The 20,338-nt window shown below is 68.7% G+C and carries 17 protein-coding genes; 8 read left to right on the top strand and 9 right to left on the bottom strand.

Going from position 1 to position 20,338, the window contains the following annotated elements:
- The first annotated feature begins 36 nt into the window (after nt 1-36).
- The gene (locus NTM_RS14345; RefSeq protein WP_163766674.1) at nt 37-1,452 is read left to right on the top strand and encodes an NAD(P)-binding protein; all 1,416 of its coding nucleotides are present in this window, start codon (nt 37-39) and stop codon (nt 1,450-1,452) included.
- Here NTM_RS14345 and NTM_RS14340 read toward each other — a convergent pair.
- Together NTM_RS14340 and NTM_RS14335 are read right to left on the bottom strand one after the other, a co-directional pair.
- Nucleotides 1,437-3,179: an MFS transporter gene (locus NTM_RS14340; protein WP_163766673.1), complete on the bottom strand. Its 1,743-nt coding sequence runs from the start codon at nt 3,177-3,179 to the stop codon at nt 1,437-1,439. The genes NTM_RS14345 and NTM_RS14340 overlap by 16 nt on opposite strands.
- 141 nt (nt 3,180-3,320) lie before the next feature.
- Nucleotides 3,321-4,595 carry a multidrug effflux MFS transporter gene (locus tag NTM_RS14335; protein WP_104865066.1) on the bottom strand — a complete coding sequence of 425 codons (1,275 nt, stop codon included), beginning with the start codon at nt 4,593-4,595 and terminating at the stop codon, nt 3,321-3,323.
- Nucleotides 4,596-4,738: 143 nt separating this feature from the next.
- Here NTM_RS14335 and NTM_RS14330 point away from each other — a divergent pair, with 143 nt between their 5' ends.
- Together NTM_RS14330 and NTM_RS14325 are read left to right on the top strand one after the other, a co-directional pair.
- Nucleotides 4,739-5,482: a hypothetical protein gene (locus NTM_RS14330; RefSeq protein WP_163766672.1), complete on the top strand. Its 744-nt coding sequence runs from the start codon at nt 4,739-4,741 to the stop codon at nt 5,480-5,482.
- Nucleotides 5,483-5,738: 256 nt separating this feature from the next.
- Nucleotides 5,739-9,494, top strand: coding sequence for a multifunctional oxoglutarate decarboxylase/oxoglutarate dehydrogenase thiamine pyrophosphate-binding subunit/dihydrolipoyllysine-residue succinyltransferase subunit (locus tag NTM_RS14325; RefSeq protein ID WP_232079930.1), 3,756 nt, complete (start codon nt 5,739-5,741; stop codon nt 9,492-9,494).
- Nucleotides 9,495-9,602: 108 nt separating this feature from the next.
- On the opposite strand, the gene NTM_RS14320 is transcribed toward NTM_RS14325, so the two are convergent.
- The gene (locus tag NTM_RS14320; RefSeq protein ID WP_083144187.1) at nt 9,603-9,959 is read right to left on the bottom strand and encodes a DUF732 domain-containing protein; all 357 of its coding nucleotides are present in this window, start codon (nt 9,957-9,959) and stop codon (nt 9,603-9,605) included.
- Nucleotides 9,960-10,084: 125 nt separating this feature from the next.
- On the opposite strand from NTM_RS14320, the gene NTM_RS14315 reads away from it, so the two are divergent.
- Nucleotides 10,085-10,915, top strand: coding sequence for an SDR family NAD(P)-dependent oxidoreductase (locus tag NTM_RS14315; protein WP_104865069.1), 831 nt, complete (start codon nt 10,085-10,087; stop codon nt 10,913-10,915).
- A 95-nt stretch (nt 10,916-11,010) separates the two neighbouring features.
- Here the strand turns inward: NTM_RS14315 and NTM_RS14310 are convergent, their stop codons facing one another.
- Together NTM_RS14310 and NTM_RS14305 are read right to left on the bottom strand one after the other, a co-directional pair.
- Entirely contained in the window at nt 11,011-11,877 is an 867-nt protein-coding gene (locus NTM_RS14310) for a glycine betaine ABC transporter substrate-binding protein (RefSeq protein ID WP_163769490.1), read from the bottom strand.
- Nucleotides 11,877-13,046, bottom strand: coding sequence for an NAD(P)-dependent malic enzyme (locus NTM_RS14305; RefSeq protein WP_104865071.1), 1,170 nt, complete (start codon nt 13,044-13,046; stop codon nt 11,877-11,879). Before NTM_RS14305 ends, NTM_RS14310 begins: the two co-directional genes overlap by 1 nt.
- A 117-nt stretch (nt 13,047-13,163) precedes the next feature.
- On the opposite strand from NTM_RS14305, the gene corA reads away from it, so the two are divergent.
- Nucleotides 13,164-14,276 (top strand): magnesium/cobalt transporter CorA, encoded by a 1,113-nt coding sequence (gene corA / locus NTM_RS14300; RefSeq protein ID WP_163766670.1) that lies wholly within the window; start codon nt 13,164-13,166, stop codon nt 14,274-14,276.
- Nucleotides 14,277-14,347: 71 nt separating this feature from the next.
- Here corA and NTM_RS14295 read toward each other — a convergent pair whose 3' ends face one another.
- The 3 genes from NTM_RS14295 to NTM_RS14285 are packed head-to-tail and all read right to left on the bottom strand — an operon-like array spanning nt 14,348 to nt 16,643.
- The gene (locus NTM_RS14295; protein ID WP_163766669.1) at nt 14,348-14,941 is read right to left on the bottom strand and encodes a suppressor of fused domain protein; all 594 of its coding nucleotides are present in this window, start codon (nt 14,939-14,941) and stop codon (nt 14,348-14,350) included.
- Nucleotides 14,938-16,113, bottom strand: a complete 1,176-nt coding sequence (locus NTM_RS14290; RefSeq protein WP_163766668.1) for an ABC transporter ATP-binding protein — start codon at nt 16,111-16,113, stop codon at nt 14,938-14,940. Before NTM_RS14290 ends, NTM_RS14295 begins: the two co-directional genes overlap by 4 nt.
- Nucleotides 16,114-16,115: 2 nt before the next feature.
- A complete protein-coding gene (locus NTM_RS14285; protein ID WP_104865075.1) occupies nt 16,116-16,643 on the bottom strand; it encodes a YflT domain-containing protein in 528 nt (175 codons plus the stop codon).
- A 126-nt stretch (nt 16,644-16,769) separates the two neighbouring features.
- Between NTM_RS14285 and NTM_RS14280 the strand changes: the two genes are divergently transcribed.
- Complete coding sequence (locus NTM_RS14280; protein ID WP_163766667.1) at nt 16,770-17,474, top strand: DUF4190 domain-containing protein; 705 nt, start codon at nt 16,770-16,772, stop codon at nt 17,472-17,474.
- Here the strand turns inward: NTM_RS14280 and NTM_RS14275 are convergent.
- Nucleotides 17,471-18,427 carry an HpcH/HpaI aldolase/citrate lyase family protein gene (locus NTM_RS14275; protein WP_163766666.1) on the bottom strand — a complete coding sequence of 319 codons (957 nt, stop codon included), beginning with the start codon at nt 18,425-18,427 and terminating at the stop codon, nt 17,471-17,473. The two genes, NTM_RS14280 and NTM_RS14275, sit on opposite strands and share 4 nt — an antisense overlap.
- Nucleotides 18,428-18,452: 25 nt before the next feature.
- Between NTM_RS14275 and NTM_RS14270 the strand changes: the two genes are divergently transcribed.
- Both NTM_RS14270 and NTM_RS14265 read left to right on the top strand, forming a co-directional pair.
- A complete protein-coding gene (locus tag NTM_RS14270) occupies nt 18,453-19,748 on the top strand; it encodes a magnesium transporter MgtE N-terminal domain-containing protein (RefSeq protein WP_163766665.1) in 1,296 nt (431 codons plus the stop codon).
- Nucleotides 19,745-20,296 carry a DUF1003 domain-containing protein gene (locus NTM_RS14265; RefSeq protein WP_104865079.1) on the top strand — a complete coding sequence of 184 codons (552 nt, stop codon included), beginning with the start codon at nt 19,745-19,747 and terminating at the stop codon, nt 20,294-20,296. The genes NTM_RS14270 and NTM_RS14265 overlap by 4 nt, the downstream gene beginning before the upstream one ends.
- Nucleotides 20,297-20,338: the final 42 nt, after the last annotated feature.

Here is a 20,338-nt window from a genome sequence, read left to right as displayed (position 1 = left end):
GTCGTCCCTCGCGCGGTTTCGGTACCGTGGCGGAGGATGACCAGCATCGAGGCCGACTACCTCGTCGTCGGGGCCGGGGCGATGGGCATGGCGTTCGTCGACACCCTGCTGACCGAGACGGACGCGACGGTCGTGCTCGTGGACGCGAACCACCAGCCGGGTGGGCACTGGAACTCGGTCTACCCGTTCGTCCGGCTACACCAGCCGTCGGCGTACTACGGGGTGAACTCCCATGCCCTCGGCAACGAGGACGCGATCGACCGCAGCGGTTTCAACGAGGGGTTCTTCGAGCTCGCCACCGGACACGAGGTGTGCGCGTACTACGACCGGGTGATGCGCGACCGGATGCTGCCGACGGGTCGGCTCACCTACCTACCGATGACCCGCTATCTGGGCGACAACAGGATTCGCGTCCTCGACGGCACCGAGCAGACGGTCACGGCGGGACGCCGGACGGTGGACGCGACCTATCTGCTGACCGTGGTGCAGTCGATGCGGCGACCGCCGTTCTCGGTCGCCGACGGTGTAGCGGTGGTCGCGCCGAACGACCTGCCGCGCCACGCCGCCGAGCACGATCACTTCACCGTCGTCGGCGGCGGCAAGACCGGTATGGACTGCGTGCTGTGGTTGCTGCACAACGGGATTCGCCCGGACCGGGTGCGATGGGTCCGGCCCCGGGACTCGTGGCTGCTCAACCGGGCCAACATCCAGCCGGGACCGGACTTCGCCCCGCGGCTGCGGGACGCGATGGCCGCCCGGATGCAGGCGGTCACCGACGCGGACACGCTCGACGACCTGTTCGATCGGCTGGAGGCCGCCGAAGTGCTGTTCCGGCTCGATCCGTCGGTGCGGCCCACGATGTACCACTGCGCGATCGTGTCGGCGCGCGAGCTCGAACAGCTGCGCCGCGTCGGCGACGTGGTCCGGCTCGGGCACATCGAGCATGCCGGCCACGACCACGTCCGCTTCGTCGGCGCCTCGCTGCCCGCGGGCCCGTCGCTGTATGTCGACTGCACCACCCAGGGATTGCCCCGCCCACCGTCGGTGCCGGTGTTCGACGGCGACCGGATCACGCTGCAGAGCGTGCGCAGTTGCCAGCAGGTGTTCAGCTCGGCGTTCATCGCCCACGTCGAGGCGGCCTACCCCGACGACGCGACCCGCAATGCGTTGTGCGTGCCGATCACCCACCCCGACGCTCCGGTCGACTGGCTGCGGCATATGCGCGAGGACAACGTCGCGACGGTGCGCTGGCTGCGGGATCCGGACCTGTCGGCGTGGCTGGACACCGCACGGCTCAACGCGGCGCGCACTTTGTTCCCGGTGTTCCCGCCGGGCAAGGAACGGGTCCGGGACAAGGCGATCGGCGCGCTGGCGGTGGCGCTGAACAAGGCCAACGCCGCGCTGGACGAGTTGATGGCCGCTGCCGGGGAGCCGGATCAGTCGCGGGTGTGAGACCGCCCGTTGCCGCTCGGCTCGTCCAGCAGCTGCTCGAGGATGCGCCGCCACTGCTCGTCGTCACGCACAGCGGGCCCGGGCACCGAGCCGAGCACGTCGGTGTCGGCGCCGGCGATCTCGGCCGCGGGATCGTCCCAGGCGTACTCGTCCGGGGTGTCGTCGACCCACTCCACCTCGTACTCGATGTACTCGTCCTCACCGTCGGCCCAGTACAGCTCGTGGTCGGGGTCGTAGGGCTCCATCGGTTCGGCCGGCACCTCCGCGGAGTCGGCGCCGAGGAACCCGAGCAGGAACAGTGCGGCGATGAGCCCGAACAACGCGACGAACGCGGGCAGCAGCATCGCCTGCGACATCGCGAGTGCGAACGGGGCGTGCAGGAACTCCGGCAACGGCGCGGCCGCACCCTCGACCTGCGGCGCCGTGTCGGCGGCACCGGGGATCTTGGCCGACAGCTCGTAGGTCATCAGCGCAGCCATGCCCGCGCTGCCGAACACCGACCCGACCTGACGGGTGGTGTTGTAGACACCGGAACCGGCACCGGCCAGCTCCGGCGGCAGGTTGCGGGTCGCGGTGGCCGCCAGCGGCGACCAGATGAACGCCATCGCGGCGCCCATCGCGGTCAGCGGGAGCAACAGCCGCCAGATCGGAGTCGCCGGGGTCATCTCGATCGACAGCCAGGTCAGCCCGATCGCCATCAGTGAGAACCCGAACCCGACCACCGACCGGGGATGGGACCGGTCGACCAGCTTGCCGACGAACGGGGCCAGCACACCGGTCGCGATGGCCATCGGCGCGGTCAGCAACGCCGCCTGCGTCGGGGTCAGACCGCACACCGACTGCGCGTAGAACATCAGCGGCAGGATCATCCCGGTCGCGACGAACCCGATGGTGGCCACGCCGAGGTTGGACATCGAGAAGTTGCGGTCCCAGAAGATCACCAGCGGGATCAGCGGCTGTCCGGTGTTGACGGACTGCCAGTACACGAACGCCACCATCACCGCGATCCCGGCCGCGACCGTCACCCAGATCCACGCCGCCCAGCCGTGGGACTGACCTTCCTGCAGCGCGAACACGATCAGGAACAGGCCGACCCCGGAGAGCACCACCCCCGGTATGTCGAAGCGCTGCCGCGCCTGGGTGGGCAGCGACGGGACCAGCCAGACGGCCATCACCAGGCCGATGACCCCGATCGGCACGTTGACGATGAAGATCCACTGCCAGCCGAGGTGGTCGACCAGCACGCCACCGGCGAGCGGACCGACCAGCGTCGCGACGCCGGCGGTGGCGCCCCAGACGCTCATCGCCACCCCGCGCCGGTGTGGCGGGAACGTCCGGGTGATCACCGTCATCGTCTGCGGGGTCAGCAGCGCCGCGCCGAGACCCTGCACCACCCGGGCGGCGACGAGCATGCCGATCGTGTCGGACAGTCCGCACCACAGCGACGCCGCGGTGAACACCACCAACCCGATGAGGTACATGGTCTTCGGCCCGTAGCGGTCCCCGAGGCGCCCGGCCACCAGCAGCGGAACCGCGTAGGCCAGCAGGTAGGCACTGGTCACCCACAGCACCGCGTCGTAGCCGGCGCCGAGGCTCGCCATGATCGCCGGGTTCGCGACGGCCACGATCGTCGCGTCGACCAGGATCATGAAGAACCCGATCAGCAGCGCCCACAGCGCATGCCAGGGATTGACGCTCTGGGCGCGCGCGGTCGCGGTGTCAAACATGGTGGGAGCCAGCCAAAGTCACGGGGAGGAACGACGGGGAGAAGCGGAGGAACGTCAGGAACAGCGTCGGAAACAGCACTGAGCCCCGACGCTACGGTCCGGCGGGGGCCCCGACAAGTCGGCCCCGGCGCGTCCCCCGGTTCAGGCCGCTTCGGCGACCGCGTCGCCGGGGATGCCCGCGGGCTCGGTGGCCCGGTGCACTCCGGTCAGCAGCAGCAGCGCCAGCGCGATCATCACCCCGGCGGCCATCACCACGGCCATGGCCAGTTCGTCGTTGCCCAGCACCCCGACCACGGGGGCGATCGCCGCGCCGCCGCCGAACTGGACCGCGCCCAGCAGCGCGGCGGCAGTGCCCGCGGCGTCCGGGTGCCGGGTCAGCGCGACGGCGGGGGCGTTCGGGATCACCAGACCCATCGCGGCCAGGATCGCCCACACCGGGATCACGAAGCCGTACACGCCGCCGACCTGCCCGGCGGCCAGCGCCACGAAGACCACCCCGAACACCGATGCGGCGACCAGCGCCCAGACCATGATCTGCTGCGGGCTGAACCGCTTGAGCAACAGCACGTTGCACTGGGTGGTGCCGATCAACGCGACGGCCCCGGCACCGAAGATCAGCGCGAACGCGGTCTGGCCGACGCCGAACCTGTCCTGCAGCACGAACGGCGCACCCGCGATATAGGCGAACAGTCCGGACATGCCGAGCGCGGCGACCAGCACGAGGATCACGAACCGTGCATCGCGCAGCAGTTCCAGATAGGTCGCGCCGATGCTCCTGACCTTCAGCGGGCGACGGTGACCGACGGGCAGCGTCTCGGGCAGCGCGAGGACGGCCATCACCAGCAGCGCCGCCGCGATCACCACCAGTGCGGCGAACACCCAGTGCCAGGACCCGTGCAACAGCACCGCCGCGCCCAGCGACGGCGCGAGCACCGGGGCGACCCCGAGCACCAGCATCAGCCGCGACATCACCGTCGCCGCGACGTTGTCCTTGTACAGATCCCCGACCACCGCGATGGCGACCACCATGCCCGCTGCGGCGCCCATGCCCTGCAGCCCGCGGGCAACGCCGAGTACGGCGATGTTCGGGGCGAACATGCACACCAGTGACGCGATCATGTGCAGCACGATGCCGCCGAACAGCGGTTTGCGGCGGCCCAGCGAGTCCGACAGCGGCCCGATGATCAGCTGGCCGAGCGCCAGTCCGGCCAGCGTGCCGGTCAGGGTGAGCTGGGCGACCGACGACGTCACCGACAGCTCCTCGGCGATCTTGGGCAGCGCCGGCAGGTACATGTCGATGGTCAGCGGGCCGAGCGCGACCAGCAGGCCGAGCACGAAGATCATCTTGATGCGACTGGGGGCCTGGCCCTGGCCCGCCGCGTCCGGCTTCACATCCACGTCCGGGGATACTGCCATGGAAATGATTAGCGACGCTTTCCAATAATTTCTTCCCCGTCGCGCGAACAGTGACCGCGATCACGTTCGGGCACGCGTGGCGCGCCGCCGTTCGTTTCACGAGGGCTAGCCTGAAACCAGGTTCACACAGGGAGGAAGCGCCCATGAGTGCCAGGTCGCGAGCCAAGAGTCAGCTACCTGCCGTGCAGGACGAGGATCCGGGCGTGGCGGCCAAGGTGCTCTCGCAGATCATCGAGCGGGGCGCGCGCGTGCAGGGTCCCGCCGTGCGGGCCCACGTCGAGCGCCTGCGCGAGCAGAATCCCGGAGCGACGCCGGCCGAGGTGATCCGCAAGCTCGACACCCAGTACATGGCCGCGGTGACCGCCAGCGGCGCGGCGGTCGGTTCGGCGGCGGCCTATCCGGGGATCGGCACACTGGTGGCGATGTCGGCGATCGGGGGCGAGACGGTGGTGTTCCTCGAGGCGACCGCGCTGTACGTGCTGGCCATCGCCGAGGTGCACGGCATCCCGGCCGAACACCGCGAGCGGCGCCGCGCCCTGGTGCTGTCGGTGCTGGTGGGCGAGGACAGCAAGCGGGCGGTCGCCGACCTGCTCGGCCGGGGCCGCACCAGCGGGGCGTGGGTGTCCGACGGTGCGGCGACGCTGCCGCTGCCCGCGCTGTCGCAGTTGAACAGCCGGTTGCTGCGGTACTTCGTCAAGCGGTACACCCTCAAGCGGGGGGCGCTGGCGTTCGGCAAGATGCTGCCGGTCGGCATCGGCGCCGTCGTCGGTGGTGTCGGGAACCGGATGATGAGCAAGAAGATCGTCAGCAACGCCCACCGGGCGTTCGGCGAGCCGCCGCAGCGTTGGCCCTCGACGCTGCGCCTGCTGCCCGCGCCGCGGACGTAGCCGGCGCGCAGATCATCCCCCGCTCATCCCGCCCGCGTCCGGCGGGCGTGACCGGAATGACCATAACGACGTTGCCTGGTCGACGTCACGGCGGAAGCGCTAGCCTTTATTACGGCAGGAACGCGGGACTGCACACCGGGTTGACACAGGGGAGGCGGGCGGCCGCGGGTCGCCGGCCCGAAGCGAAGAATTGAGGCGAAGAGCAGCCGTGAGTTCACCTTCACCATTCGGTCAGAACGAGTGGTTGGTCGAAGAGATGTACCGCAAATTCCGCGAGGATCCGTCATCGGTCGACCCCAGTTGGCACGAGTTCCTCGTCGACTACTCCCCTGAGCCCACCACCGACGCCGCGTCCAGCGCGGCGTCGAATTCCAACGGCAGGTCCTCGGCGAAGACGCCGACCGCCCCCGCCGAGCCGGCCCCGGCCCCCAAACCCGCGAGCAGCAACGGCGGCTCCGCACCGTCGAAGACCGACAAGCCCGCGCCGAAGAAGGCTGACAAGGGCCCCACGAAGAGCGCGGAGAAGACCGCCGAAAAGAGTGCGGACAAGTCCGCCGACAAGTCCAAAGACAAGCCGGCGGCCAACGCCAAGCCGGCCGCCACCGCGTCCTCCGCCACCGAGGACGAGACCCAGGTACTGCGCGGCGCGGCCGCGGCCGTGGTGAAGAACATGTCCGCCTCGCTGGAGGTGCCGACCGCGACCAGCGTGCGGGCCATCCCGGCCAAGGCGATGATCGACAACCGCATCGTCATCAACAACCACCTCAAACGCACGCGCGGCGGCAAGATCTCGTTCACCCACCTGCTCGGGTACGCGATCGTGCAGGCGGTCAAGAAGTTCCCGAACATGAACCGGCACTACGCCGAGATCGACGGCAAGCCGAACTCGGTCACCCCGGCTCACACGAACCTGGGCCTGGCCATCGATCTGCCCGGCAAGGACGGCAAGCGCTCCCTGGTGGTCGCCGCGATCAAGAACTGCGAGACGATGCACTTCGGGCAGTTCATCGCCGCCTACGAGGACATCGTGCGCCGCGCCCGCGACGGCAAGCTGACCGCCGAAGACTTTGCGGGCGTGACGATCTCGCTGACCAACCCGGGCACCATCGGCACCGTGCACTCGGTGCCGCGGCTGATGCAGGGCCAGGGCGCGATCATCGGCGCCGGCGCGATGGAGTACCCGGCGGAGTTCCAGGGCGCCAGCGAGGAACGCATCGCCGATCTCGGCGTGGGCAAGCTGATGACGCTGACGTCGACCTACGACCACCGCATCATCCAGGGCGCGGAATCCGGCGACTTCCTTCGCACGATCCACCAACTGCTGCTCGACGACGAGTTCTACGACGAGATCTTCCGCGAGCTGGGCATCCCCTACGAGCCGGTGCGCTGGCGTATCGACAACCCGGATTCGATCGAGGACAAGAACGCGCGCGTCATCGAACTGATCGCCGCGTACCGCAACCGCGGTCACCTGATGGCCGACATCGATCCGCTGCGCCTGGACAAGACCCGCTTCCGCAGCCACCCCGACCTCGACGTCAACACCCACGGGCTGACGCTGTGGGACCTCGACCGCGAGTTCAAGGTCAACGGGTTCGCCGGGTCGACCCACAAGAAGCTGCGCGACATCCTGGGCCTGCTGCGCGACGCGTACTGCCGCCACATCGGTGTGGAGTACACCCACATCCTCGAGCCCGAGCAGCAGCAGTGGCTGCAGGAGCGCATCGAGGTCAAGCACGAGAAGCCGACGGTCGCCGAGCAGAAGTACATCTTGAGCAAGCTCAACGCCGCCGAGGCGTTCGAGACCTTCCTCCAGACGAAATACGTCGGGCAGAAACGCTTCTCGCTCGAAGGCGCGGAAACCGTCATCCCGATGATGGACGCCGCGATCGACCAGTGCGCCGAGCACGGCCTCAACGAGGTGGTCATCGGCATGCCCCATCGCGGCCGGCTCAACGTGCTCGCCAACATCGTCGGCAAGCCGTACAGCCAGATCTTCACCGAGTTCGAGGGCAACCTGAACCCGTCGCAGGCACACGGCTCCGGCGACGTGAAGTACCACCTCGGCGCCAACGGCACCTACATCCAGATGTTCGGCGACAACGACATCGACGTATCGCTGGTCGCCAACCCGAGCCACCTGGAGGCCGTCGACCCGGTGCTCGAGGGCATCGTCCGGGCCAAGCAGGATCTGCTCGACGTCGGCGAGGAAGAGGACGGTTCCGAGCAGTTCACCGTCGTACCGATGATGCTGCACGGCGACGCCGCGTTCGCCGGGCAGGGTGTGGTGGCCGAGACGCTGAACCTGGCGCTGCTGCGCGGTTACCGCACCGGCGGCACGATCCACATCATCGTGAACAACCAGATCGGGTTCACCACCTCGCCGTACGACTCACGCTCCTCGGAGTACTGCACCGACGTCGCGAAGATGATCGGCGCGCCGATCTTCCACGTCAACGGCGACGATCCCGAGGCCGCGGTGTGGGTGGCGAAGCTCGCCGTCGACTTCCGGCAGAAGTTCAAGAAGGACGTCGTGATCGACATGCTGTGCTACCGCAGGCGCGGGCACAACGAGGGCGACGACCCGTCGATGACGCAGCCGTACATGTACGACGTCATCGACACCAAGCGCGGTGTCCGCAAGACCTACACCGAGGCGCTGATCGGCCGCGGCGACATCTCGATGAAGGAGGCCGAGGACGCACTGCGCGACTACCAGGGCCAGCTCGAGCGGGTGTTCAACGAGGTCCGGGATCTCGAGAAGCACGCGGTCGAACCGAGCGCGTCGGTCGAGGCCGACCAGATGGTGCCGGCCGGGATGAAGACCGCGGTGGACAAGTCACTGCTGGCCCGCATCGGCGACGCACACCTGGCGTTCGGTGAGGACTTCAACGTGCACCCGCGCGTCAAGCCGGTGCTGGAGAAGCGTCGCGAGATGGCCTACGAGGGCAAGGTGGACTGGGCGTTCGCCGAGCTGCTCGCTCTCGGCACCTTCCTCGCCGAGGGCCGCACGATCCGGTTCACCGGTCAGGACACCCGTCGCGGCACCTTCACCCAGCGCCACGCCGTGATCATCGACCGCCACACCGGCAAGGAATTCACCCCGCTGCAGCTGCTGACCGTCGACTCCGACGGCAACCCGACTGGCGGCAAGTTCATGGTCTACGACTCCGCGCTGTCGGAGTTCGCGGCCGTCGGCTTCGAGTACGGCTACTCGGTGGGCAACCCCGACGCGCTGGTGCTGTGGGAGGCGCAGTTCGGCGACTTCGTCAACGGCGCACAGTCGATCATCGACGAGTTCATCAGCTCCGGCGAGGCCAAGTGGGGCCAGCTCTCCGACGTCGTGCTGCTGCTGCCGCACGGCCACGAGGGTCAGGGCCCGGACCACACATCGGGCCGCATCGAGCGGTTCCTGCAGCTGTGGGCCGAGGGGTCGATGACGATCGCGGTGCCGTCGACGCCGGCGAACTACTTCCACCTGCTGCGCCGCCACGGCCTGGACGGTATCCACCGGCCGCTGATCGTGTTCACGCCGAAGTCGATGCTGCGCAACAAGGCCGCTGTCAGCGATCTGCGCGACTTCACCGAGGCGAAGTTCCGGTCGGTACTCGAAGAGCCCACCTACACCGACGGCACCGGCGACCGGTCGAAGGCCACGCGGGTGCTGCTGACCAGCGGCAAGCTGTACTACGAGCTGGCGGCGCGCAAGAGCAAGGAAGACCGCGACGACGTCGCGATCGTGCGGCTCGAACAGCTGGCCCCGCTGCCGAAGCGGCGTCTCGCCGAGACGCTGGACCAGTACCCGAACGCCGAGAAGTTCTTCTGGGTGCAGGAGGAGCCGGCCAACCAGGGTGCGTGGCCCACGCTGGGCCTGACGCTGCCCGAGGTGCTGCCGGAGAAGCTGACCGGGATCAAGCGGATCTCGCGCCGCGCGATGTCGGCGCCGTCGTCGGGCTCGTCGAAGGTGCACGCCGTCGAACAGCAGGAGATCATCGACGAGGCGTTCGGCTGACGTTCGGCAGTCGGTCGCCTCGGCACCGCGAGCGCGCGTGTCTGTACCTCGACGCGCCGTGACCTGTGTGCACTCAGCGCACGGTCACGGCCGTCGAGCGCGCCGCGGTCAGCGCAGGAACGAGAACGGCACCCCATCGGTCATCGCGTTGACCGCCCTGGGGCAGAAGATCGAGATCGCCAGTCCGGTAAACATGGTGGCCGGACCAAGCGGACGGCCCAGTGCGTCGGCGACGTCGGCGGCGACGTTCGCGGCGTTCTGACCGGGTTCGGCGAGCATCGGACAGACGGTTTCACCGACCCGCACGGCGGTGGCCGGATCGATGTCACCGAGCCGGTAGTGCGCCAGCGTGGACAGGAACGCATCGGTGGTCGAGTCTGCCTGGGCGGGCGGGGCGGACAGCGTGGCCATCGCGACGGCGGCCGAGGCCACCGCGGCCGCGACGGCCGGGTACGTCAACTTCATGTCCTCATTGTCGCTCTCGGCGCCCCGGTCATTACCCGCACGCGCCGACGCCGCAATACACGGGACCCGGGGTACCGGGTAAGCTCACAACGACTCGACACGCGTTCAACAACCGAGGGAGTGGTATGCAGGGCTTCGCGGGGAAGGTAGCCGTCGTGACCGGCGCCGGTTCCGGTATCGGGCAGGCGCTTGCGGTCGAACTCGGCCGCTCCGGCGCACTGGTCGCCATCAGCGACGTCGACACCGAGGGCCTGGCCGCCACCGAGCAGCGCCTCAAGGCCATCGGCGCCCACGTGAAAAGCGACCGGCTCAACGTCACCGAACGTGAGACGTTCCTGCAGTACGCCGACGAGGTCGCCGAGCATTTCGGCAAGGTCAACCAGATCTACAACAACGCGGGTATCGCGTTCACCGGCGACATCGAGATCACCCAGTTCAAGGACTTCGAGCGGGTGATGGACGTCGACTTCTGGGGCGTCGTCAACGGCACCAAGGCATTTCTTCCGCACCTGATCGCCTCCGGCGACGGGCACGTCGTCAACGTCTCATCGGTGTTCGGACTGTTCTCGGTGCCCGGGCAGGCCGCCTACAACTCGGCGAAGTTCGCCGTCCGCGGCTTCACCGAGGCGCTGCGCCAGGAGATGGCGCTGGCCGGGCATCCGGTCAAGGTGTCGTGCGTGCACCCCGGCGGCATCAAGACCGCGATCGCCCGCAACGCGTCGGCCGCCGAAGGACTCGACCCCGAGGCGCTGGCCAAGACGTTCGACAAGAAGCTCGCCAGCACCACGCCGGAGAAGGCCGCTCAGGTGATCCTCGACGGCGTCCGCAAGAACAAGGCCCGCATCCTGATCGGCAACGACGCGAAGATGTTCGAGGTCCTGATCCGTGCGCTCGGCGCCGGGTACCAGAGCGTCTTCCCGAAGGCCGTCGCCCGGCTGACACCGCCGGCGAAGTAAGCGCTTTCGGCGGCGACGAGCGCGCGCTGACCGCCACTGGGGGCGGCGAGTCGCCGGGCAGACCCGCGCGCTCGCGGTGCCGGGTCTCCTAGTTTCTAGTTGCCGACGCCGAGCGGGTGCTGCTCCAGCCACCGGCCCGCCACCAGGCCCGGCTCGGTGCCCTCGGCGACCTGCCTGCGCATATCGGCCAGGGATCCGGTGTCGAGCACGCCGGCGATCTCGTTGAGCGCGAGCACCTGCGATTCGGACAGCTCGTTGCGCCGGTACAGCGGCACCAGGTTCTCGGCGCGGATCAGCGACGTCTTGTCCGACAACACCACCGCCTCCGCCGGCACATCCGAGGCCGCGGTCGAGGTCCACGCCGCATCGATCTGCCCGCCGCGCAGCGCGTCGAACATCGCGTCGTCGTCCGCGAACTCACGCGGGGCCCCCAGCTCGCAGCTGCCGATGCGGGCCGGGTGACGGTCATCGGTCGCCCCCACCGTCAGCCCCGGACAGTCGCGGGCCACCGCGGCGATGTCGGGGTCACCCCACTCCTCGGCGGTGCGCTCCGCGACCGCGAGTGCGGGCTTGTCCTGCGCCGAGGTGGTGTAGTCCCCCGCCGCGATGCCTTCCGGCAACGCCGAGAGCAGCGTGCGGTACACCTGCTCGTCCGAGCGCGCCGCCGACTCCGGTGCCAGCTGTGCGAGCAACCGCCCGGTGAACCCGGGCGCGACGCGGATCTCGCCGGCGTCGAGCCCGCTGAGCAGATCCTCGGCGGATTGCACATGCGCGGGATTTCCGTAGTACCGCAGCGCCGCGACGTACAGCTGCGCGACGAGCTGCGCCTCCGGATCAGCGGATGCGCCGACCGGGATCGACGGCGGTGCCGCCGGCCCGCCACAGCCCGCGAGGATGCCGACGGCGACCAGCAGCGCGGCCGGCCGCAGCCGGCGCGGGGCGCGCGTGCGGCTCAGCCCGATCAGTCCTCGGATGCGGCGGCCACCGCGGCCGCGACGGCCGGTCCGACCCGCGGATCCAGCGCGCTCGGCACGATGTGGTCGACGGTCAGATCGTCACCCACGACCGAGAAGATCGCCTCGGCCGCAGCAACTTTCATCTTCTCGGTGATCCGGCGCGCACCGGCGTCGAGCGCACCGCGGAACACGCCCGGGAAGGCCAGCACGTTGTTGATCTGGTTCGGGAAGTCACTGCGGCCCGTGGCGACGACGGCCGCGTACTTCCGCGCGGCGTCCGGGTGGATCTCCGGGTCGGGGTTGGACAGCGCGAACACGATGCCGTTGGGCGCCATCGTCGCGATGAGCTCCTCGGGAACCAGCCCGGCCGACACCCCCAGGAACACGTCGGCGCCGTCGAGAGCCTCGGCGACCCCACCGGTCAGCCCGCGCGGGTTGGTCCGTCCGGCCAGCTCGGCCTTGAACGAGTTCAGGTCGCCGCGGCCGTTCTCGACGATGCCCTTGCTGTCGAGCACCACGATGTCGGTGATGCCGGAGTTGAGCAGGATGTTGGTGCAGGCGACGCCGGCGGCACCGGCACCGGACACCACGACCTTCAGCGACCGCAGGTCGCGGTCGAGCACCTTCACCGCACCGAGCAGCGCGGCGAGCACGACGATCGCCGTACCGTGCTGGTCGTCGTGCATGACCGGGCAGTCGAGGGCCTCGATGACACGCCGCTCGATCTCGAAGCAGCGGGGCGCCGAGATGTCCTCCAGGTTCACCGCCCCGAACGTCGGGCGCAGGCGGATCAGCGTCTCGACGATCTCGTCGGGGTCCTTGGTGTCGAGCACGATCGGGATCGAGTCCAAGCCGCCGAACGTCTTGAACAGTGCGCTCTTGCCTTCCATCACCGGCAGTGAGGCGGCCGCGCCGATGTCGCCGAGGCCCAGCACGGCGCTGCCGTCGCTGACCACCGCGACCAGCCGGTTGGCCCAGGTGTACCTCCTGGCCAGCGTCTTGTCGGCGGCGATGGCGCGGCTGACCTGCGCCACACCGGGGGTGTAGGCGATCGACAGTGCGCGCTGCGTGTCCAGTGGGGATTTCAGACCGATGGAGAGCTTGCCGCCCTCGTGCGCTTCGAAGATCTCGTTGTCATCGACGACAACCTGGGGCGTGCGAACCTGTTCAGCCACGGCGTCACAGTATCCGACCCCGCAATCTCACAGGAACGGGTTCCCCGTTCGTGAGAACGGGCAGACACATATCCGACGCGTACGATTTGCCCGGACACCGATACAGGGAGGTGGCACATGGCCGCATTCCGAGCGTTGCCTCCCCGTCCGCCGCGGCTGGTGCACAAGGCCCGGCTGCACAAGCCTGAGCCCGCCGGACCGGGTCCCGAGGTCCCGGTCAGCGACGCCGTCGTCGACTGCGGTGTGTACTGCGACGGACGGCGACTGCCGGGCGACTACTCCCCCGCGGCGGCGCTGGCGAAGGTGTGCGCGATCAGGGACGAGGGCCGTCCCGCGTTCGTCTGGATCGGCCTGCACGAACCCGACGAACGTCAGATGCACACCGTCGCCGAGGTGTTCGGGTTGCACGAACTCGCCGTCGAGGACGCGGTGCACGCGCATCAGCGCCCGAAGCTCGAACGCTACGACGACATGTTGTTCCTGGTGCTCAAGACCGTGGTGTACGTCGAGCACGAGTCGATCGCCAACGCCCGCGAGATCGTCGAGACCGGCGAGGTGATGATCTTCGTCGGCGACGGCTTCGTCATCACGGTCCGGCACGGCGAACACAGCGCGCTCTCGGGCGTACGCAAACGCCTCGAAGCCGCCCCCGACAACCTCGCGCACGGTCCGTGTGCGGTGATGCACGCGATCGCCGACCATATCGTCGACACCTATCTCGAGGTCACCGTGCTGATCGAGCACGACATCGACGCGATGGAGGAGGACATCTTCTCCCCCGGGACACAGACCGACATCGGCAGCATCTATTTGCTCAAGCGCGAAGTCGTGGAACTGCGCCGCGCGGTCGGCCCACTGACCACCGATCTGCAACGCATCGGCACCGAGCACGCCGACCTGATCGACCGCGAGGTCCGCCAGTACATGCGCGACGTGCTCGACCACACCATCAAAGCCTCCGAGCGCATCGCCAGCTACGACGAGCTGCTCAGCTCGCTGGTGCAGGCCGCGTTCGGCAAGGTCGCGATGCAGCAGAACGTCGACATGCGCAAGATCTCCGCGTGGGTCGCGATCGCCGCGGTGCCGACCGCGATGGCAGGCATCTACGGCATGAACTTCGCGAACATGCCCGAATTGAACTGGACGTTCGGATACCCGCTGGTGCTGCTGATCATGACGACCGTGTGCGTCGTGCTCTACCGCAACTTCCGGCACAACAACTGGCTGTAGCGATTCCCGCCGGCTCGCCGCTCAAGCCGGATTGGCGGCTCGCCGCTCAGGCCGGATTGGCGGCTCGCCGCTCACGTTGGATTGGCGGCTCGCCGCCGTGGGTCCGTCGGGTCGACCCCGTCCTGCACCCACGCCTCCCTCATCGCCTCCGCGCCCTTCAGCCGTACCCAGGCGGCTTCGGTCGCGGTGATCGGCACCGCCGAGAGCACCACCACCGGCGACAGCGGCTCCGGCAACACCACATCGTCGATGTCGCTGCGCCCCAACAGAAAAGCCGTGAACGGAGCGCCCTCCCACAGCGGCATCTCCAGATCCACCAACGCATCGGGCGCCAGCACCAGACCCTCGACGGCCGGTGCTGCCGCCACCACCGCCAGGGATCGGGACAGCCCCGCAGGCGACGGTCCGCGCAGCGCGACCACGACCTCGGCGCGCGGCCCCTGCACCGGGTCGGCGATCATCTCGGCCGGGTCGACCATCGGCTGTTTCGAGCAGCCGAGCGAGACATAGTGCACCGCACCTTCTCCCGGACCGGCGAAGCGCAGCACGTCGATCCGGTCCGCACCGAGGAAGGTGACGCTGGCCTGGTCCGGTTCGGCGGTGACGCCGCGGGCGGCGAAGTGCTCGATCAGATGCGCGCGAACCGCGGCGACGACGTCGCTCATGCCGAACCCGTTGGGAGCGAGAGATTCTGACCGGTTCGGGGATCGAAGATCAGCACATCCGCCGGGTCGAGCGCCAACCGCAACGTGGCACCCGAACGCGCGGCCGACCGCATCGGCACCCGCGCGACGAACTCGTACGCCTCGGCGCCGGCCTCCGCGGCGACCTCGGCCAGTTGCGCCGCATCGGCGGGCGGCCCGTCCATCCCGAAGTACACGTACTTGTCGGCGCCCAACGACTCGACCATCTCGACCGTCACGTCGAACACCAACGCGCCGATCCGCGCGTACGCGTCGATCACCGCCGCATCGGCCAGATGCTCGGGCCGGACCCCGACGATCAGATCGTGTCGCGACGGATGGTCCACCAGCCGTTCGTACACCGCACCGGTCAGCGGGATCTCGCCGAACGGCAGCCGCACCCCGAGTTCGGTGAGCGCAGCCGGGAAGAAGTTCATCGACGGTGAGCCGATGAAGCCGGCCACGAACAGATTCACCGGAGCGCGGTACAGCTCGTCCGGTGTGCCGATCTGCTGGACCGCACCGGCCCGCATCACGACCACCCGGTCGCCGAGCGTCATCGCCTCGGTCTGGTCGTGCGTGACGTATACCGTCGTGGTCCCCAGCCGCCTGTGCAGTCGCGCGATCTCGGTGCGCATCTGCACCCGCAGCTTCGCGTCGAGATTCGACAGCGGCTCGTCCATCAGGAACGCCTGCGGGTCACGCACGACGGCGCGGCCCATCGCCACCCGCTGCCGCTGACCGCCCGACAGTGCCGTCGGCTTCTTGTCCAGAACATCGGTCAGGTCAAGGGTTTTCGCGGTCTGCTCGACACGCTGCGCGATCTCGTGCTTACCCGTCTTGGCCAGAGTCAGCGGGAACGCGATGTTCTCGCGGACGGTCATGTGCGGATACAGCGCGAACGACTGGAACACCATCGCGATGTCCCGGTCTCGCGGCGAGCGCTCGTTGACCCGCTGCCCGCCGATGCGCACCTCTCCGGAGGTGATCTCCTCCAGCCCCGCGATCATGTTCAGCGTGGTGGATTTACCGCACCCGGACGGGCTCACCAGGATCACGAACTCACCGTCGGCCACCGTGAGCGTCACATCCCTGACCGCGGCCGTACCGTCCGGGTAACTTTTCGTCAGCCGGTCCAGAACGATCTCTGCCATCGTCAGAGCGTCAAGCGGGCCAGCAGATCCCGGCCCTTCTCGGCATTCTGCGGGTCGCAGAGCACGTCGTAGCGACCGGCGACCAACTGCAGTGTCGAGCTGAAATCCCTTGTGCCGCGCGCCATCGCGTAAGGAATGGCGGACGTGATCAGACCGAAGAACACACCGGCGATCAGACCCGTGACGAGCGCGCTCCACGGATTCGGGCTGAAGAACCCGAGGATCAGTCCGATGAACAGGCCCAGCCACGCGCCGGTCAGCACGCCGCCGCCGAGCACCTTCGGCCATGTCAGCCTGCCCGTGACGCGTTCCACCTGCATCAGGTCGACGCCGACGATGGTCACCTGCTGGACGGGAAACTGTTGATCCGAGAGGTAGTCGACGGCGCGTTGCGCCTCGGCGTACGTCGGATAGGACCCGATAGGCCAACCCTTGGGCGGCGTGGGCAGGCCGGCCTGACGTCCCCGCCCCGCGGCGGGACCGGGCGCAGGCGCGCCAGGATTCTGTCCAGGTTGGAAGGGGCTGGTCATGGTGTCCTCACTGCCTTTCCTTCACAGAAACACAACGCTAGTCCACTGATAACGCCCGGCCTACCCCGGAGGTGCCCCGAACCGGGCTTACCTCGGCGTATCCGGTTCTAGGCTAGGTTGATCCTCATGACAAGTTCGGACAACGACCCCCGTCCGGCCGAATCCTCCGATTCCGCGCCGAGCGGCTCCGAGCCGCCCTCGGCCGGCCACGAAGCGCCCCCGATCGAGAGCACCCCGGACGCGCCCGAACCGTCTCTGGACGACACCCCTGCGCACGGCTACCCACCGTCGCCGGCCTACAGCCCGCCCACTTATGTACCTCCGACGCCTGCGACCGGATTCCCGCCGCCCGGCGACCTCGCCTCACCCCCGTATCCCCCGCCGCCACCCGGTTTCGGGCCGCCCCCGAGCGCGGGACCGCCGCCCTACCCCCCACAGGGATACGGCCAGCCGATTTACGGGCCGCCGGGATACCCGCCGCCCGGATTCGGCGGCCCCGCCTATCCGCCTCCGCCACCGCCCTATGGGGATTACTCCGGCGGCTACCCCGGTGCCGACTACGGCTACGGGGCACCGGCACAGCAGGGCAACAACGGGTTGGCCGTCGGCTCGCTGGTCACATCGCTGGTCGCGATCCCACTGATCTTCGCGTGCTTCGCGGGCACCGTCGCGTCGATCGTCGCGATCGTCCTCGGCATCATCGCGCTCAACCAGATCAAGACCACCGGCCAGTCCGGCAAGGAGATGGCCATCGCAGGCACCGCGATCGGCGCGTTCGGCCTGGTCATCTCGCTCGTCCTGGTGGTGATCGTCGCCGCCGCGGGGGTCTAGTCCGGCGGGGTGAACCGTTCGCCGGTGCGCTGCATACCCGCGGCGCGCCCCTTGCCCGCGATGACGAGCGCCATCTTGCGGCTGGCCTCGTCGATCATCTCGTCGCCGAGCATCACCGCGCCCCTGAGGCCACCGGCCTGCGAGGTATGCCATTCGTAGGCCTCGAGAATCAGCTCGGCGTGGTCGTAGGCCTCCTGGCGAGGGCTGAACAACTCGTTGCCCGCCTCGATCTGATCCGGGTGCAGCACCCACTTGCCGTCATAGCCCAGCGCCGCCGACCGGCCCGCCACCCGGCGGAACGCGACGACGTCGCGCACCTTGAGGAACGGCCCGTCGATCGCGGCGATCCCGTTGGCCCGCGCGGCGACCAGGATCCGCATCAGGATGTGGTGGTAGGCGTCGCCGACGTCGTAGCCCTCGGGCTGCTCCCCGACCACCAGGGTGCGCATGTTCAGGCTCGCCATCAGATCGGCCGGGCCGAGCACCAGGGCCTGCACCCGCGGAGCGGACGCGATCGCGTCGATGTTGGTCAGACCGCGCGCGTCCTCGATCTGCGCCTCGATCCCGATACGCCCCGACGGCAGACCGTGAGTGGCCTCCAGTTGGGTCAGCAGCAGATCCAGCGCGTGGATGTGTGAGACGTCGGTCACCTTGGGCAGCACCACGATGTCCAGCGACGCGCCCGCGCGTGACACCACCTCGATGATGTCGGCGTGGGTCCACGGTGTGGTCCAGTCGTTGATCCGCACCCCGCGCAGCTGACCGGCCCATCCGGGTTCGGCCAGGGCTTCCGCAACCCGTGCGCGCGCTTGCACTTTCGCATCCGGGGCGACGGCGTCTTCGAGGTCGAGGAACACCTCGTCGGCGGGCAGGCTCTTGGCCTTCTGGATCATCTTGTCGCTACTGCCCGGCACGGACAGGCACGTCCGACGGGGCCGATACCGGTTTTCCACAACAACACTCTCTACCCTGACAACCATGGCGTCGGTCAACAGGGTCTATGCGGCTCGGCTCGCGGGCATGGTGGTGCTCGGCCCCGACGGCGAATCCATCGGCCGCGTGCGGGATGTCGTCGTCGGCATCAGCATCGTGCGACAGCAACCCAGAGTCCTCGGGCTTGTCATCGAATTGCTGAACCGCAGAAGGATTTTCGTCCCGATCCTGCGGGTCACCGCGATCGAACCCGGGGCGGTGACCCTGTCGACGGGCAATGTGTCGCTGCGCAGGTTCTCCCAACGCCCCGGCGAGGTGCTGGTGCTGGGGCAGGTGCTGGAAACCCGGGTGCGCGTCGACGATCCGGACCTCCCCGAGCTGGCAGGTGTCGACGTCGTCGTGGTCGACCTCGGCATCGAACAGACCCGCACACGCGACTGGGTGGTGACCCGGGTGGCGGTGCGTCCGCAGCGCAGGCTGGGCCGGCGCAGCAATGTGTCCCAGGTGGACTGGCAGCACGTGCACGGCCTCACCCCGTCCGGGCTGGCGATGCCCGATCAGGGCGTCGCGCAGCTGCTCGAGCAGTTCGAGGGCCAGCGCGCCGTCGAGGTCGCCGACGCGATCCGCGAACTGCCCGACAAGCGGCGCCACGAGGTGGTCAACGCGCTCGACGACGAACGTCTCGCCGACGTGTTGCAGGAGCTGCCCGAAGACGAGCAGGTGACGGTGCTGCACCAGCTCAAGACCGACCGCGCCGCCGATGTGCTGGAGGCGATGGATCCCGACGACGCCGCCGACCTGCTCGGCACGATGGCCCCGGCCGACGCCGAATCCTTCCTGCGCCGGATGGATCCGGAGGATTCCGAAGACGTCCGCCGGCTGCTCAGCCACTCCCCCAACACCGCGGGCGGTCTGATGACCTCGGAGCCGGTGGTGCTCGCCCCCGACACCACCGTCGCGGAAGCCCTTGCGCGCGTACGTGATCCGGACCTGACTCCGGCACTGGCATCGCTGGTGTTCGTGGTCCGCCCGCCGACCGCGACACCGACCGGCCACTATCTGGGCTGTGTGCACACCCAGCGCCTGCTGCGCGAGCCGCCCGCGACACTGGTCAGCGGGATCGTCGACACCGACCTGCCGAATCTGTCTCCCGAGGACTCCCTCGGCGCCCTGACCCGATACTTCGCCGCGTACAACCTGGTGTGCGGCCCGGTGGTCGACGACCAGAACCACCTTCTCGGCGCCGTGTCGGTCGACGACGTGCTCGACCACCTGCTGCCCGACAACTGGCGTGAGAACGAATCCGAGCCGCTGATCGTCACCGCGGAGAAGACGACATGAGCGAATCATCGCGGCAGCGCCTCGACACGCCGCGGATGTCCCGGTTCCTGGGGCCGCGGCTCGACATCGAGGCGGTCGGCCGATTCAGCGAGCGCATCGCCCGGTTCCTCGGCACCGGGCGGTATCTGGCGATCCAGACCATCGTCGTCATCGTCTGGATCGCGCTGAACTTCGGCGCGTTCGCCTGGCAGTGGGACCCGTACCCGTTCATCCTGCTCAACCTCGCGTTCTCGACGCAGGCGGCGTACGCGGCGCCGCTGATCCTGCTCGCGCAGAACCGCCAGGAGAACCGGGACCGGGTGTCGCTGGAGGAGGACCGCCGACGGGCCGAGCAGACCAAGGCCGACACCGAATTCCTGGCCCGCGAACTCGCCGCGCTACGGCTGGCTGTCGGCGAGGTCGCCACCCGCGACTATCTGCGCCGCGAACTCGACGAGGTGCGCGACATGCTGGAGAAGCTGCACGAGCACGCCGTCGACGGCGCCGACGGAACGAGCAAACACGACACCGGCGAACGTAAGGCCAAGAAATCCACCGGACACGGCTGATCGAATGCCGTTACACCGCCGTTGCCGAATAGGTATGGTGAC

The organism is Mycolicibacterium parafortuitum (assembly GCF_010725485.1).
In the GTDB taxonomy this organism is placed as follows: domain Bacteria; phylum Actinomycetota; class Actinomycetes; order Mycobacteriales; family Mycobacteriaceae; genus Mycobacterium.
Note: the sequence above shows the minus strand (reverse complement) of the source record. Positions and strands in the feature narration are given on the sequence as shown.

Bases quoted from the DNA above. Each gene is read 5' to 3' on its own strand.
- NTM_RS14345 (WP_163766674.1), top strand. From the start codon at position 37: ATGACCAGCATCGAGGCCGACTACCTCGTCGTCGGGGCCGGGGCGATG.
- NTM_RS14340 (WP_163766673.1), bottom strand. From the start codon at position 3,179: ATGTTTGACACCGCGACCGCGCGCGCCCAGAGCGTCAATCCCTGGCAT.
- NTM_RS14335 (WP_104865066.1), bottom strand. From the start codon at position 4,595: ATGGCAGTATCCCCGGACGTGGATGTGAAGCCGGACGCGGCGGGCCAG.
- NTM_RS14330 (WP_163766672.1), top strand. From the start codon at position 4,739: ATGAGTGCCAGGTCGCGAGCCAAGAGTCAGCTACCTGCCGTGCAGGAC.
- NTM_RS14325 (WP_232079930.1), top strand. From the start codon at position 5,739: ATGTACCGCAAATTCCGCGAGGATCCGTCATCGGTCGACCCCAGTTGG.
- NTM_RS14320 (WP_083144187.1), bottom strand. From the start codon at position 9,959: ATGAAGTTGACGTACCCGGCCGTCGCGGCCGCGGTGGCCTCGGCCGCC.
- NTM_RS14315 (WP_104865069.1), top strand. From the start codon at position 10,085: ATGCAGGGCTTCGCGGGGAAGGTAGCCGTCGTGACCGGCGCCGGTTCC.
- corA (WP_163766670.1), top strand. From the start codon at position 13,164: ATGGCCGCATTCCGAGCGTTGCCTCCCCGTCCGCCGCGGCTGGTGCAC.
- NTM_RS14295 (WP_163766669.1), bottom strand. From the start codon at position 14,941: ATGAGCGACGTCGTCGCCGCGGTTCGCGCGCATCTGATCGAGCACTTC.
- NTM_RS14290 (WP_163766668.1), bottom strand. From the start codon at position 16,113: ATGGCAGAGATCGTTCTGGACCGGCTGACGAAAAGTTACCCGGACGGT.
- NTM_RS14285 (WP_104865075.1), bottom strand. From the start codon at position 16,643: ATGACCAGCCCCTTCCAACCTGGACAGAATCCTGGCGCGCCTGCGCCC.
- NTM_RS14280 (WP_163766667.1), top strand. From the start codon at position 16,770: ATGACAAGTTCGGACAACGACCCCCGTCCGGCCGAATCCTCCGATTCC.
- NTM_RS14270 (WP_163766665.1), top strand. From the start codon at position 18,453: ATGGCGTCGGTCAACAGGGTCTATGCGGCTCGGCTCGCGGGCATGGTG.
- NTM_RS14265 (WP_104865079.1), top strand. From the start codon at position 19,745: ATGAGCGAATCATCGCGGCAGCGCCTCGACACGCCGCGGATGTCCCGG.